Here is a 13,323-nt window from a genome sequence, read left to right as displayed (position 1 = left end):
TCCATTTATGGCTAGAGCTGATGTATTGGTTAGCCTAATTCGCTCAGGTAGCAGAGGTGATCAAGTTGCGTTTCGTAAAGCGGCTGAATCTTTGATTGCCGATGAGCGCGATAAAGGGCATCGGATTCTAGCCGACCGGCTGCAAAATTCTTTCGGCACTGAATTGGTGCCGCAGCGTTCTATTGCATCGCAAAAACAAAATGACTTGGTTTACGAAGTAACGCCAAAACGATTGTTATCGACAGTTTTTGTTCCGGATCTGGCACGGGAACAAATTAATGATTTAATCGAAGAACAGCACCGTTCCGAATTGTTGCACGCCTATAGCTTGTCAGCCCGAAATCGAATTCTACTGGTCGGTCCTCCCGGCAATGGCAAAACCAGTTTGGCCGAAGCGATAGCAACCGAATTAATGTACCCCCTGGTTTCCATTCGCTACGATACGTTAATTGGCAGCTACCTGGGTGAGACCGCCAGCCGGTTGAAACAAATCATCGATTACGTAAAAACTCAACGTTGCGTTTTGTTTTTGGATGAGTTTGAAACAATAGGCAAAGAGCGCGGCGATACCCATGAAACAGGTGAAATCAAGCGCGTAGTGAGCTCATTACTACTGCAATTGGACGATTTGCCGGATTATGTGGTGGTGATCGCCGCCAGTAATCACCCGGAACTGTTGGACAAAGCCGTGTGGCGACGCTTCCAGGTGAGAGTTGAACTGCCCCTTCCTTCACGGGATAAAATCACTTTATTCATTGCCGCGATGGAACAAAAGACATCGGTCAAGTTCGGCTTAGCCGCCGAAACAATGGCTAAGAAAATGTTGGGGACAAACTTTTCCGAAATTGAAGAGGTCTGTCTGACGATTGTCAGACGAGCAATATTAAGTAAACAAACCGATAATGCCAAAAACATCACCACGGCTGTATTGCATCAATGGCAAAGCCGATATAAGCCTAAACCACAAGGAATGGAGTAATGGCCGAATTACCGTTATTGATTTTCCCCCAAGCAAAAATTGTTGATCCTCCAAAGGGAAGAGCTGGTTTCCCACCACTAAATGCACTGGCAAAGCAAGTACAAATTTCACGGTTAACGCCGCAGTTTGAAACTCTGGAGAAACAATTTCGAGCTGATCAGGCGATATTGTCTGCTTCAATTGCCGGAATTGAACCTGAAATGGTGTTGGTGATTGAAACGGCTGGACGCCTAGAGGACTTTCAACGCGCAATTGCCAATACACCCGGGCTGGAATGGCTGGCCGAATGGGACGAGGAATTCGAGCCGGATGAGTATTTTTTCAACAAAGACAGCAAACAACAGAAAACCGATAAGCTTGTTGAAGGTCGGTTGTATCTTGCCATGACCAACCAACAAGGTTTGTCCGAATTGCTAGCCCTTTGGAATCAATGGCAAAAAACAAACGATTTACCTCCAGGTAAAGCCAAATGGAGAGACGTATTCTCCCAAATCAAGGTTATTCGGCGCTGGGGGATACAAGAGCAATTAATAGAAACCGGTGTTCTCGATATTTGGCGCGAAGATTTGGAGTACGAGGACACCGCACACCAACTCATCAATTTCCAAGTAGAGTTCTTTTACCGTAGGGACAGACAGACCAGAAAGCAAAATGAGGCTGTTTTTAAAACTTTATTGAAAGAATTATCCGGACAGTTAATCAGTCCATTTCTTGAGTACCCAGAGATCGGCTTTCATGCGGCAAAAGCCCAATTAACCAGAAATAGCATTCAATCGATAGTCGAAAAGATTGATAGAAACGAGTTGGACATCAATTTATTGAAGCTGCCGTCGATTATGTTTTTTCGCCCAACCGGACAATCGTTGACCAGCTCGCCCGATGAAACGGCTCCAATAGAAGCAGCGCCGGAATATCCAGTCAGAGGCGATCCGATAGTTGCAATTTTAGACGGCGTACCGTTCAGCCAACATACCTGGTTAAAAGACCGGTTAATTTTGGACGATGCTGACGAACTGGAAAACGAGTATCAGCCCGGCAACAGAAAACATGGCACTGCAATGGCTTCGTTGGTCATACACGGTGAGTTGGATGCTAACGAACTTCCGTTAACGAGACCGGTTTATTTTCGTCCTATTATGCAACCCAACCCGCATGCGAAAAATCGGGTTGAACATGTACCGGATGAGGTTTTTTATGAAGATCGTATCGAACGTGCCGTCCGTCGTATGTTCGAAGGCGAAGGGGATGTTCCGGCCCAAGCCGATACGGTAAAGATCATTAATCTGTCCTTTGGCGACCCATCCCGGATGTTTATTCATACGCTGAGTCCTTGTGCGAAATTGTTGGATTGGCTGTCGTGGAAATATAAAGTGCTATTTTGCGTCAGTACCGGCAATATCAATGAGTCGATCGATCTCGGCGTTTCCGAGGACGAGTTCAATTGCTTGAGCGATGCGGAAAAAACTCAAATAACGTTGACTAAAATCAACGAGACGGCCCGTCATCGTCGGATTATTTCTCCTGCCGAATCGCTAAATTCCATTACGGTAGGGGCCAGCCATAGTGACAGTTCAACTATTTCATATTGGGCAAGACGAGTAGATATTCTTCCGGAAACGAAATTATTTAGTCCCACAAACTGCTTAGGCCATGGTTTTCGACGGTCTATTAAACCTGACATTTTATTGCCTGGTGGCCAGCAATTATTTAATACTCCACCTATTGGCAGCTCTTTTAAGCTTTCTGAATCTATTTTGTCACCCGGGCAAAAAGTAGCCGTTGAAGGCCAGCCAGGCGATCAATCGGCTTCGAGTTACACACGCGGTAGCAGTAACGCCACGGCATTGGCCTCCCGTGCTGGTGCCAAGATCTATGAAGTCATCGATACCCTTAGGCAGCAAACGGCCGGTGCCATACAGGAAAACCAAATTGCCGTTCTAATCAAAGCCTTACTAGTGCATAGCGCCTCCAGAGAAGGTGCCGAAGAGGCATTGGATCAACATCTAAAGACACCCGCCAACTCTCGACAATTTAAAAGTTATGCCAGCAAATTTATTGGTTACGGCAACGCCAATATCTCAAGGGTTCTGGCTTGTACGGAACAACGCGCGACAGTTATCGGCTGTGGGCATATTGGCGAGAAACAAGTCCACGAATACCGTTTTCCGCTCCCGCCTTCCTTGGCAAACTCCAAACAATGGCGGCGTTTAACGATTACTCTGGCCTGGTTCACGCCAATCAATCCTAACCATCGCTATTTGCGCCAAGCCAAACTGTTTTTTGAAGCCCCAAAAAATACCGATTTGCTTGGATTGAGCAGACAAGAGGCAGAATGGAATCAGGTCAGGCGTGGTACCGTTCAACACGAAATATTGGAAAGCAGTAAGGTATCTTATTATCAGGATGGCGACGAATTGGTCATTCCTGTGCAATGCAATTCCGATGCAGTTGATAAGCTGGACGAGCAGATTCCCTATGCGCTTGCAGTCACCATGGAAGTTAAAGAAGGTATCTCTATTCCGATTTACCAGGAAATTCGCAGTCGTATTCAAACCCAAATCAAGATTGAACAACGCTAATGCCGCAATCGCTTTTAACCGTTACCAACCTCACCGTTACCTTCGGCCAAACCAAAGTCGTCGACGACATCAGCTTCGAAATCCACCCCGGCGAAACCTTTGCCCTGGTCGGCGAATCCGGATCGGGCAAGTCCATCACCGCATTGTCGGTGCTGCGGCTATTGCCGAATGCCGCGCGCATGCGGGCGCAATCGATTACCCTGCAAGACCAGGATTTGCTTAAAATTCCGGAAATAGAATTCTGCAAACTGCGCGGCCGCCGCATCGGTTTGATTTTTCAAGACCCGATGTCGTCGCTGAATCCGGTCATGACCATCGGGGCGCAAATTGCCGAAGTATTGCAGCTGCATTTTCAGCTAACCCAAAAGCAAATCAGGCAAAGGGTTTTGGAGTTACTCAAACAAGTGGAAATACCGGAGCCCGAGCGCCGCGTCAACGAGTACCCGCATCAACTGTCCGGTGGCCAACGCCAGCGGGTGATGATTGCCATCGCCTTGGCCGGCCAGCCGGATTTGTTGATCGCCGACGAGCCGACCACGGCGCTGGATGTGACCATACAGGCGCAGATTCTGGACTTGCTGAAAAATCTGCAGCAGCAGACCGGCATGGCCTTGTGGCTGATCAGTCACGATTTGGCGCTGGTATCCAATATCGCCGACCGCATCGCGGTGATGCAAAACGGCAAAATCGTCGAAACGGCCGAGACCGGCGAATTTTTCCGCCAAGCCAGACACCCCTACAGTTTGAAATTGTTGGCGGCGCTGCCGAAGATCGAAAGTTGTCTGGGCAAGCAAGCCGAGGCTAAGCCGGCGTTGCTAAAAGTCGAGGATTTCAAGGTTTATTACCCTATCCGCAAAGGCGTGTTCAAGCGCGTGGTCGGCCATGTCAAGGCGGTGGACGGGGTGGATTTCGAACTGCGGGCCGGCACAACGCTGGCTCTGGTCGGCGAATCCGGCTGCGGCAAGACCAGCATGGGCAAGGGCTTGCTGAATCTGATTCCGTCTCATGCCGGACGGGTATTGTTCGACGGAGAGGATTTAAGCCAATTAAGCGGCGAAGCCCTGCGTAAACAACGCGCCGAAATGCAGATCGTGTTCCAGGATCCGTTCTCGGCCATGAACCCCAGGATGCTGGTGGGCGATATTATCGCCGAGGGGCTTGTGTCGTTGCGGCCCGGCGGCAGCCGGGAGGAAAAACAAAACCGTGTGGCCGATTTGCTTAAACAAGTCGATTTACCGGCCGACGCGGCCTTGCGTTATCCGCACGAATTTTCCGGCGGCCAACGCCAGCGCATCTGTATCGCCCGCGCTTTGGCGGTGGAGCCCAAGCTGATCATTTGCGACGAGCCGACCAGCGCGTTGGACGTTTCCGTGCAGGCGCAAATCATCGCGCTATTGAAGAATCTGCAAGCCCGGCAAGGTTTGAGCTATTTGCTGATTACCCACAGTTTCGGCGTGGTGGCGGAAATGGCCGACGAGGTGGCGGTGATGTACCGGGGCAAGATCGTCGAACGCGGTTTGGTTGAGCAGGTTTTGCTACGGCCAAGCCACTCTTACACCAAAACCTTGCTGGCGGCCGTACCCAAACTGCGGGCCGGATAAGCGCAACGACGGGTAAAAATCATTTTTTACGGTAGATTGAGTGCATGGAGAATCCGTCTGTTCCGGGTGAATGCGCATGAATCTTTATCAACTTTATCGTCGACAGGCATTGAATCTTACGTTGCCGGAAGCCTGGGATTTTTTCTCGTCGCCGCAATACCTGAATCAGATAACGCCGGACTTTTTCACTGTAGAAATCACTTCAAGAGTCCCGGCAAAAATCCACGCCGGCTTGATGATCGCTTACCGCATGCAAGCCGTGTTCGGCTGGCCCATGCCCTGGCTGTCCGAAATCAGCCACTGCGAGGAACCGCATCGTTTCGTCTACCAACAAGCGGTCGGTCCGTTTAAGTTCTGGAGCCACGAAGTGCGTCTGTCCCAACGGCAGGGGCATATCGTCATGGAAGACATTGTGTTTTATGCGATGCCGTATGGCTGGTTCGGGCGGATGATGCACAGTCTGCTGATACGAAAAAAACTGCAAGAAATTTTCGATACCCGGCAAGCCTGTTTAGATGCTAAATGGGGCGTGGACGTGTAAATTAAGGCTTTTGTCCAAACCGGTCTAGCTCATGCCAATTTTCATCGTTTTCTGTATCGTCTTGACGACGCTGGTGCAAACCCAGAGTCTGTATTTGCCTTTTCTGAATGACGAACCGGTTTGGTTGGCCGGTGCCTGTCTGGCCGGACTGTTCCTGTTGGGCGGTTGCGGCAAAAAGCTGCCGAGCTATGTCTGGCAGGACGGCTTTTCCTGCGGCGTTTTGTGGGCTTGGTACGGCTACTGGGAACCTATGTTCAGCAAGGGTTCGCCGATGTTTCATGTGTTTCCCATCTATTACGCCTTGTTGAGTGGCTGGATGTTGCTGGCCTTCATCAACAAAGCGCCCCGTTTCGACAGCGAATCGCGGGATGCCTTGCGTTATTTGCAGCAATATTTGTCGCGTTTCGATACCTGTGCCTTGGCCGTGGGGGTGCTGGTCGGTCTGGCCATGCCGGACCACTATTTGTTGTATCCGATAGTGATGACCTTGTTCATCGTACGCGGCACTTTTCAACGTTGCCTGGAAATCGTCGACAGCGAGTGAAATTCAGCGAATCAGCGGCGGCGGCGGCGCATGGATACTGTTTCACGGGCGGCTATCTGTGTGATAATGCACGGCTTTAATCAGTCGCGGATTGTGTGGGGATCAAAATGGACGAGAACAAGAAAAAGGCTTTGGGCGCTGCCTTGATGCAGATCGAAAAACAGTTCGGCAAGGGCTCGGTAATGCGCATGGGCGATGTCGCCGCATCCCGCGATATCGAGGTCGTTTCCACCGGCTCGCTTTCGTTGGACATTGCCCTGGGCGTGGGCGGCTTGCCGCGTGGGCGCATCATTGAAATTTACGGGCCGGAATCTTCCGGTAAAACCACTTTAACGCTGCAAACCATTGCCCAAATGCAAAAACTCGGTGGCACGGCGGCGTTTGTGGATGCCGAGCATGCCTTGGATCCGGTTTATGCGGAAAAAATCGGCGTCAACATCGACGATTTGCTGGTGTCGCAGCCGGATACCGGCGAACAGGCACTGGAAATCACCGACATGCTGGTACGTTCCGGCGCGGTGGACATCGTGGTGGTGGACTCGGTAGCGGCACTGACGCCGAAAGCCGAAATCGAAGGCGACATGGGCGACTCGCACATGGGCCTGCAAGCGCGACTGATGTCGCAAGCCTTGCGCAAACTCACCGCCAATATCAAGCGTTCCAACACATTGGTAATTTTCATCAACCAATTGCGGATGAAAATCGGTGTGATGTTCGGCAACCCGGAAACCACCACCGGCGGTAATGCGCTGAAGTTTTATGCCTCGGTTAGGCTGGATATTCGCCGTATCGGCGCCATCAAAAAAGGCGATGAGGTGATAGGCAACGAAACCCGCGTCAAAGTCGTTAAAAACAAAGTCGCGCCGCCGTTCAAACAGGCCGATTTCGAGATTCTGTACGGCGAAGGGGTGTCCTTCTTCGGCGAACTGGTGGATTTGGGGGTGGAATTCGGCTTTGTGCAAAAATCCGGTTCCTGGTACAGCTACAACAACGACAAAATCGGTCAGGGCAAGGACAACGCCAAGCAGTTTCTAAAGGACAATCCGGACAAGGCCGCCGACCTGGAAAAAGCCATCCGCGAAAAAGCCTTTGCCAAGTTGGCAACATTGCCGCCGGTCGCGCCCGATGCGGAAGCAGACGTCGAGTTTGTCGACGGCGACTGAGCGCCGGCAACAAATCGAAGCGACTTGTCTGCGTTTATTAGCCAGACGCGAGCATAGCCGAAAGGAATTGCTGGATAAGCTGGCGCTGCGCGGATTTGAGCGCCATGAAGTAGAGCCGGTTATCGCCGATATGGCCGCGCAAAACTGGCAAAGCGAAGCGCGTTACGCGGAATCTTACATCCGGCAGCGGATTGCCGGCGGCTACGGTCCGGCACGGATAAAATACGAGTTGCAACAACGCGGCATCAACGAAACTGATTTGGATGAACAAGCCGACGAGCAGGGCGGTTGGCAGAATTTGCTGATGGATGTGTACTACAACAAATATGGTGAGGAAACAGCTTTAACGCAAAACGAGTGGCTGAAGCGCAGCCGTTTCCTGCAACAACGCGGGTTTAGTGGCGAGATGATCAAACGCTTGTTTGCGGAGTTGAAGATTAAATTCGTGAGGTGATTATGGCTAATACCTTAAATGAAGTGGAACTGTTGGAACAACGTATTGCGGCGTTGGATAACGCAGCATTTGCAAAGTTACGTGATTGGTTTGTTGAGTTCGAGCAAAGACGTTGGGATCAAAAGATCGAAACGGATGAGTCGGAAGGCAAGCTGGATGTTTTAATCAACAATGCGTTAACTGAGTATCAGTCAGGCAAGGCACGCGAGCTTTGAAGCATCATGCATCATCGGCGTTTTGGAAGAGTTACGACCAATTGCCAATTGAAATCCAACGTTTGGCTGACAAAAATTTTGAATTGTAAAAACCGATCCAAGTCATCCTTCATTGCAGTTTAAAAAAGCGGGTAAGGTATGGTCGGCTCGAATTGGTATTGGCTATCGTGCCCTGGCGGTTCAAGTGCCGGATGGTTTTTTGTGGGTTTGGATAGGTAGCCATGCGGAATATGACAAATTGGTTGGGCGTTAATTGTGGCAGATACGCTTGCTTGCGTCGGCATCTAATCGGCTACTCCGTACATTTGTAGAACTTGTAGCTCCGAATAGCGAAGCATATTCGGAGAAGTTTTTAAGCCTAAGTCCTGCTCAAATAAATCAAGGCCAAAAATTAACCATGCACCCGTTAATTCAGCAAAATAAATCCGCAATTGTCGACCTATGCAGACACTATCGGGTGAAGCGTCTGGAGGTATTCGGTTCGGCTGCGCGTGCCGTTGACTTCGATTTGGAATATAGCGACGCAGACTTTTTGGTCGAATTTGCTGAAGACGGTCAGAGGTCTTCGTTACAGGTGTTTTTTGCACTACAGCAAGAGTTGGAGCAACTGATTGGCCGACATGTGGATTTGGCGGAAACTGCCGCGTTGCAAAACCCTTATTTGCTCGCCAGTATCGAACAAAGTCGCGAGTTGGTTTATGCAGCGTGATCCTCGAGTCTTTCTCTGGGATGCCCATTTCGCTGCTGAAGCGATTCTGGAATTTGTTGCCGGTAAAACGGTTGCGGACTATAGATCGGATCGTTTATTACGTTCTGCCGTGGAGCGCCAGTTTGAGATTATTGGCGAAGCTTTAAATCAGTTGTGCAAAATAGAACTCGTAGCTCCGAATAGCGAAGCGTATTCGGAGGAAAGCGAAGTCCGTAGGCGTTGAACAAAAAATACCAACCAACGAGATAAGTAAAATGACTGCTCATTTTTCAAATGAACTTATGCCGTCGACTTCGCAATTTAGGCAAGTGTATGACGATGCACCGGAAGCAATTGTTATTCCGAAACATTTGCAACACCACCGCATCCTAGTTACGGTGTCATTGCTGGATGAAGATCAACTCGCTACGCCGATCAGAAAACGCAGGCCACCCGCGCAATTCGCGGGTCGAGTGAAAGAGCAGGGCGACGTCATCAACACGCTGTCCGCCGAAGACTGGGGATTGACCGATTGATCGTATTGGATACACATATTTGGCATTGGTGGATTAATCAGATACCGGGGCGTTTGTCGTCCGGTATTGTCGATTTAATTGAACAGGCCGATGAAGTAGCGGTTTCTACCATTTCCGTTTTCGAGATGGCGTGGCTGGTTCGGCATGGCCGAATCGATTTGGGCTGCGAATTCGCGGAATGGCTTGAAGATGTGATTGACTCCGAATGTGTCAAATTCTTGCCGGTTACCCCGCAAATCGCCAGTTTGGCCGTGGCTTTGCCAGAGCAGCATAAAGATCCGCAAGATCGTTTGATTATTGCCACCGCGTTAATTGAGGATGCGCAACTATTGAGTTTTGATAAGGTGTTTCCGACTTATCTTGAATTACAAGGCCGGCTGATCGGCCGCGATTATTGAAATTAAATCAACCGACATAACCACCATGAAAAAAATGACCAGCGCCGAATTGCGGGCCGCCTTTTTGGAATTTTTCCGCCAACACGGCCATGCCGTGCGTCCTTCCAGCTCTTTAGTGCCGGGCAACGATCCTACCTTGCTGTTCACCAACGCCGGCATGGTGCAATTCAAGGATGTGTTTTTAGGTCGCGAAAAGCTCGATTTTACACGCGCCGCCACCAGTCAACGCTGCGTGCGGGCCGGCGGCAAGCATAACGACCTGGAAAATGTCGGTTACACGGCCCGCCACCATACCTTCTTCGAAATGTTGGGCAACTTCAGTTTCGGCGATTATTTCAAAAAAGAAGCCATTCATTACGCCTGGGACTTTTTGACCAAGGAACTCGGCATACCGGCCGAGCGGCTGTGGGTGACGGTATTCAATGAAGACTCGGAGGCCGAAGCCATCTGGCTGGAAGACGTCAAAATCGACCCGGCCCGTTTTTCCCGCATCGGTGCCAAGGATAATTTCTGGTCGATGGGCGATGTCGGTCCCTGCGGCCCTTGCACCGAGATTTTTTACGACCACGGCGAACATGTTGCCGGTGGCCCTCCAGGCAGCCCGGATGAAGACGGCGACCGTTATATCGAAGTCTGGAATCTGGTGTTTATGCAATACGACCGCGACAAGGATGGCAACCTGACGCCGCTGCCGGCGCCATCTGTGGATACCGGCATGGGCTTGGAACGGATTGCCGCCGTGTTGCAGGGTGTGCATAGCAACTACGAAATCGATTTGTTCCAAAGCCTGCTGAAAATGGCCGCCAAATTGGCGGGCACCAGCGATTTAAACAACAGCTCCTTGCGGGTGATCGCCGACCATATTCGTTCCTGTGCCTTTATGGTGGCGGACGGCGTATTGCCGTCCAATGAAGGCCGTGGCTATGTGTTGCGCCGCATCATTCGTCGCGCCATTCGCCACGGTTACCGTTTGGGCATCCGGGAAGTGTTCTTCTACCAGTTGGTGGCGCCATTGGTGGCCGAGATGGGTACAGCCTATCCGGAACTGGCCAAGGCCCAGGAACAAGTCGAGCGGGTATTGAAAAAGGAAGAAGAGCGTTTCGCCGAAACCCTGGAACAAGGCATGAAAATTCTGGAAGCCTGCGTAGCCAAACTGGACGGCCACGTGATACCCGGCGACGTGGTGTTTCAGTTGTACGATACCTACGGCTTTCCGGTGGATTTGACCGCCGATTTCGCCCGCGAACACAATCTCAGCGTCGACCACCACGGTTTCGAAGTGGAAATGAGCGCCCAGCGCGACCGTGCCCGTGCCGGCGGCAGCTTCGCGGCCGATTACGATCAGGACATCAAACACGACAGCGACACCGAATTCACCGGCTATTACACCTTGAATGGTTCGGTGGAAATCATCGGCTTGTATAAAAAAGGTCAGCCTGTGGAAAGTCTGGAAGCCGGCGACGAAGGGGTGGTGATTCTGGATCAAACCCCGTTTTACGCCGAGTCCGGCGGTCAGGTCGGCGATACCGGTCTGATCGAATGCGGCGGCGCGGTGTTTGAAGTGCACGACACCCAAAAACAAGGCGGCAAACTGTTTCTGCATAAAGGCAAAGTGTTGCAGGGCACGCTAGTCAGTGGTCAGGCCTGCGAAGTCAGCGTCGACGCGGAAACCCGCAAAGCCACCGAACGCAACCATTCCGCCACTCACTTGTTGCACGCGGCCTTGCGCACCACGCTGGGCGAGCATGTGGCGCAGAAGGGTTCGCAAGTCAATGCCGAGCGCTTGCGTTTCGACTTCTCGCATTTCGAGCCGATGACGGCGGCGGAAATCGCCATCATTGAAGACATGGTCAACGCACAAATTCGCTTGAACAACCCGGTGGCAGCCGAAGTGATGGCCAAGGAAGATGCCATGAAGGCCGGCGCTATGGCACTATTCGGCGAAAAATACGGCGACGAAGTGAGAGTGCTGAAAATTGGCGAATTTTCCACCGAGTTGTGCGGCGGTACTCACGTGGACCGGGCAGGCGACATCGGCTTGTTCAAAATCGTCGGCGAAACAGGGGTGGCGGCGGGTGTGCGCCGGCTGGAAGCCGTCACCGGCAAAGCCGCGCTGGACTGGATACTTCAGCACGAGAAATCCCTGCAAAGCATAGCCGGCCTGTTGAAAACCTCGCCGGATAAAGCCGCCGATAAAGTCCAGCAATTGCTGGAAAAAAACCGCACGTTGGAAAAAGAGCTGGAAAAATTGCAAGCCAAGCTGGCCAGTTCGGCCGGCGATGAAATGACCGGTCAAGCCGTAGATGTTAACGGCGTCAAAGTGTTGGCCGTGAAGCTGGATGATGTCGACCCCAAAGCCCTGCGCGATTTGGCTGATCAACTCAAAAACAAACTCGGCACGGCGGCCTTGGTGCTGGCGGTGGTCAGCGGCGATAAAGTCAGCCTGATCGCCAGCGTTTCCAAGGACACCATGGATAGGGTCAAGGCCGGCGAACTGGTGAATTTCGTTGCCACTCAAGTCGGCGGCAAAGGCGGCGGCCGGCCGGATATGGCGCAGGCCGGCGGGAATGATCCCACCAATTTGGCTGCCGCGTTACAGGCAGTGCCGGAGTGGGTGAAGGAGCGGTTGAATTAGGCGACACAAAACTGTGAGTTGATGATGTTGGTATATCTGGATAACTGCTGTTTTAATCGACCTTACGATGATCAATCGCATGCCAACATTTTCCTGGAGACCCAGGCAAAACTTTATATTCAGGAAAATATTTTAAATGGCAAATATCGGTTGATTTGGTCTTATATTTTGCAATTCGAAAACGATCAAAACCCGTATCCCAACCATAAACGCGAAATCAGAAAATGGAAGGCTAATGCCAGCCTTTTAGTTTCCGCTTCAGCAGAGATTATTGACAAAGCCAAACATTATCAATCTCTTGGATTGCATGCAAAAGATGCCTTGCATTATGCATGCGCCATTTCAGTTGAAGCGGATTATTTTGTAACGACAGATAAACAATTAAAGAGTTGCTTGCAAACTCGCCGGACTTAAAGTGGTTAATCCTTTGACGTTTATACAGGAAGAGGTCGATTCATGAGAACAGATAGTGAAATTATTAGCAGCGGCTTTGAATCCATATTTTCGTCGCTTGGGATGGTCGATGCCGAGCGCTTTATTATGTTGATAAAACGCGATAAGTTTGATTATACCGAGTGGCAAACGCAGCTTTGGATTGGGGAGTCGGTGGAAACTTTGTCGGAACAGGCGCAGAGGGCTTGGGAAAAGGCTGAATAATTTGTCTCGTCATGACGACGGGCTGTTTTGAAGTCGGTTCTCGCACCGACAAGCGAGATACTTTCTGCTATGAAAGCCATCCTTGGCTTTCACCCTTCGGGCCAGCCTTTGGCTGTTCAAATTCGCTCCTGACGAATTTGTGCGTTGCCAAAAGAAAGTATCTAAAGACAAATCTGCCAGGAGAAAACCTGGTTGAGTTACGACAAGCTTTGTAGGTTGGGTTGAGTGAAATGAAACCCAGCTTGACGATTTTTTGTTGGGTTTCGAGTTGCTCTACCCAGCCTACAGCCTTAGCTTTTAACTTAATATTTTGAGAATAAGGATTTAACTTAA

The 13,323-nt window shown here is 50.8% G+C and carries 16 protein-coding genes; 15 read left to right on the top strand and 1 reads right to left on the bottom strand.

Annotated elements, in window-relative coordinates; all coding sequences use genetic code 11:
* Positions 1–7: 7 nt before the first annotated feature.
* The 15 genes from NP590_RS06740 to NP590_RS06670 all read left to right on the top strand — a co-directional run bounded on the left by NP590_RS06740 (position 8) and on the right by NP590_RS06670 (position 12,990).
* On the top strand, positions 8–979 hold the full coding sequence (locus tag NP590_RS06740) for an AAA family ATPase (protein ID WP_256601541.1): 972 nt from the start codon (positions 8–10) through the stop codon (positions 977–979).
* The gene (locus NP590_RS06735; RefSeq protein ID WP_256601540.1) at positions 979–3,558 is read left to right on the top strand and encodes a S8 family peptidase; all 2,580 of its coding nucleotides are present in this window, start codon (positions 979–981) and stop codon (positions 3,556–3,558) included. The genes NP590_RS06740 and NP590_RS06735 overlap by 1 nt, the downstream gene beginning before the upstream one ends.
* Positions 3,558–5,159 (top strand): ABC transporter ATP-binding protein, encoded by a 1,602-nt coding sequence (locus NP590_RS06730; RefSeq protein WP_256601539.1) that lies wholly within the window; start codon positions 3,558–3,560, stop codon positions 5,157–5,159. The genes NP590_RS06735 and NP590_RS06730 overlap by 1 nt, the downstream gene beginning before the upstream one ends.
* Before the next feature lie 76 nt (positions 5,160–5,235).
* Positions 5,236–5,700: an SRPBCC family protein gene (locus NP590_RS06725; RefSeq protein WP_256601538.1), complete on the top strand. Its 465-nt coding sequence runs from the start codon at positions 5,236–5,238 to the stop codon at positions 5,698–5,700.
* 31 nt (positions 5,701–5,731) lie between these two features.
* Positions 5,732–6,244: a hypothetical protein gene (locus NP590_RS06720; protein WP_256601537.1), complete on the top strand. Its 513-nt coding sequence runs from the start codon at positions 5,732–5,734 to the stop codon at positions 6,242–6,244.
* 107 nt (positions 6,245–6,351) lie between these two features.
* Complete coding sequence (recA, locus tag NP590_RS06715) at positions 6,352–7,407, top strand: recombinase RecA (RefSeq protein WP_256601536.1); 1,056 nt, start codon at positions 6,352–6,354, stop codon at positions 7,405–7,407.
* The gene (locus tag NP590_RS06710; protein WP_371927262.1) at positions 7,391–7,861 is read left to right on the top strand and encodes a regulatory protein RecX; all 471 of its coding nucleotides are present in this window, start codon (positions 7,391–7,393) and stop codon (positions 7,859–7,861) included. The genes recA and NP590_RS06710 overlap by 17 nt, the downstream gene beginning before the upstream one ends.
* A 2-nt stretch (positions 7,862–7,863) precedes the next feature.
* Positions 7,864–8,076, top strand: coding sequence for a hypothetical protein (locus NP590_RS06705; RefSeq protein WP_256601534.1), 213 nt, complete (start codon positions 7,864–7,866; stop codon positions 8,074–8,076).
* 397 nt (positions 8,077–8,473) lie between these two features.
* Positions 8,474–8,785, top strand: a complete 312-nt coding sequence (locus NP590_RS06700; protein ID WP_256601533.1) for a nucleotidyltransferase family protein — start codon at positions 8,474–8,476, stop codon at positions 8,783–8,785.
* Positions 8,775–9,008, top strand: a complete 234-nt coding sequence (locus NP590_RS06695; RefSeq protein WP_256601532.1) for a HepT-like ribonuclease domain-containing protein — start codon at positions 8,775–8,777, stop codon at positions 9,006–9,008. The genes NP590_RS06700 and NP590_RS06695 overlap by 11 nt, the downstream gene beginning before the upstream one ends.
* Positions 9,009–9,039: 31 nt before the next feature.
* On the top strand, positions 9,040–9,300 hold the full coding sequence (locus tag NP590_RS06690; protein ID WP_256601531.1) for a hypothetical protein: 261 nt from the start codon (positions 9,040–9,042) through the stop codon (positions 9,298–9,300).
* Between the two features lie 5 nt (positions 9,301–9,305).
* Positions 9,306–9,698 carry a type II toxin-antitoxin system VapC family toxin gene (locus tag NP590_RS06685; RefSeq protein WP_256601530.1) on the top strand — a complete coding sequence of 131 codons (393 nt, stop codon included), beginning with the start codon at positions 9,306–9,308 and terminating at the stop codon, positions 9,696–9,698.
* A 25-nt stretch (positions 9,699–9,723) separates the two neighbouring features.
* Complete coding sequence (alaS, locus tag NP590_RS06680) at positions 9,724–12,333, top strand: alanine--tRNA ligase (RefSeq protein WP_256601529.1); 2,610 nt, start codon at positions 9,724–9,726, stop codon at positions 12,331–12,333.
* Positions 12,334–12,354: 21 nt separating this feature from the next.
* Positions 12,355–12,747: a PIN domain-containing protein gene (locus tag NP590_RS06675; protein ID WP_256601527.1), complete on the top strand. Its 393-nt coding sequence runs from the start codon at positions 12,355–12,357 to the stop codon at positions 12,745–12,747.
* Positions 12,748–12,789: 42 nt separating this feature from the next.
* Positions 12,790–12,990: a hypothetical protein gene (locus NP590_RS06670; protein WP_256601526.1), complete on the top strand. Its 201-nt coding sequence runs from the start codon at positions 12,790–12,792 to the stop codon at positions 12,988–12,990.
* Positions 12,991–13,057: 67 nt separating this feature from the next.
* Here NP590_RS06670 and NP590_RS06665 read toward each other — a convergent pair.
* The coding region (locus NP590_RS06665; protein ID WP_256601525.1) for a hypothetical protein at positions 13,058–13,323 on the bottom strand (266 nt) is incomplete at its 5' end.

The organism is Methylomonas subterranea (genome assembly GCF_024505185.1).
Taxonomy (GTDB): domain Bacteria; phylum Pseudomonadota; class Gammaproteobacteria; order Methylococcales; family Methylomonadaceae; genus Methylomonas; species Methylomonas subterranea.
Note: the sequence above shows the minus strand (reverse complement) of the source record. Positions and strands in the feature narration are given on the sequence as shown.

Bases quoted from the DNA above. Each gene is read 5' to 3' on its own strand.
- NP590_RS06735 (WP_256601540.1), top strand. From the start codon at position 979: ATGGCCGAATTACCGTTATTGATTTTCCCCCAAGCAAAAATTGTTGAT.
- NP590_RS06700 (WP_256601533.1), top strand. From the start codon at position 8,474: ATGCACCCGTTAATTCAGCAAAATAAATCCGCAATTGTCGACCTATGC.
- NP590_RS06740 (WP_256601541.1), top strand. From the start codon at position 8: ATGGCTAGAGCTGATGTATTGGTTAGCCTAATTCGCTCAGGTAGCAGA.
- alaS (WP_256601529.1), top strand. From the start codon at position 9,724: ATGAAAAAAATGACCAGCGCCGAATTGCGGGCCGCCTTTTTGGAATTT.
- NP590_RS06690 (WP_256601531.1), top strand. From the start codon at position 9,040: ATGACTGCTCATTTTTCAAATGAACTTATGCCGTCGACTTCGCAATTT.
- recA (WP_256601536.1), top strand. From the start codon at position 6,352: ATGGACGAGAACAAGAAAAAGGCTTTGGGCGCTGCCTTGATGCAGATC.
- NP590_RS06720 (WP_256601537.1), top strand. From the start codon at position 5,732: ATGCCAATTTTCATCGTTTTCTGTATCGTCTTGACGACGCTGGTGCAA.
- NP590_RS06695 (WP_256601532.1), top strand. From the start codon at position 8,775: ATGCAGCGTGATCCTCGAGTCTTTCTCTGGGATGCCCATTTCGCTGCT.
- NP590_RS06670 (WP_256601526.1), top strand. From the start codon at position 12,790: ATGAGAACAGATAGTGAAATTATTAGCAGCGGCTTTGAATCCATATTT.
- NP590_RS06730 (WP_256601539.1), top strand. From the start codon at position 3,558: ATGCCGCAATCGCTTTTAACCGTTACCAACCTCACCGTTACCTTCGGC.
- NP590_RS06725 (WP_256601538.1), top strand. From the start codon at position 5,236: ATGAATCTTTATCAACTTTATCGTCGACAGGCATTGAATCTTACGTTG.
- NP590_RS06675 (WP_256601527.1), top strand. From the start codon at position 12,355: ATGATGTTGGTATATCTGGATAACTGCTGTTTTAATCGACCTTACGAT.
- NP590_RS06705 (WP_256601534.1), top strand. From the start codon at position 7,864: ATGGCTAATACCTTAAATGAAGTGGAACTGTTGGAACAACGTATTGCG.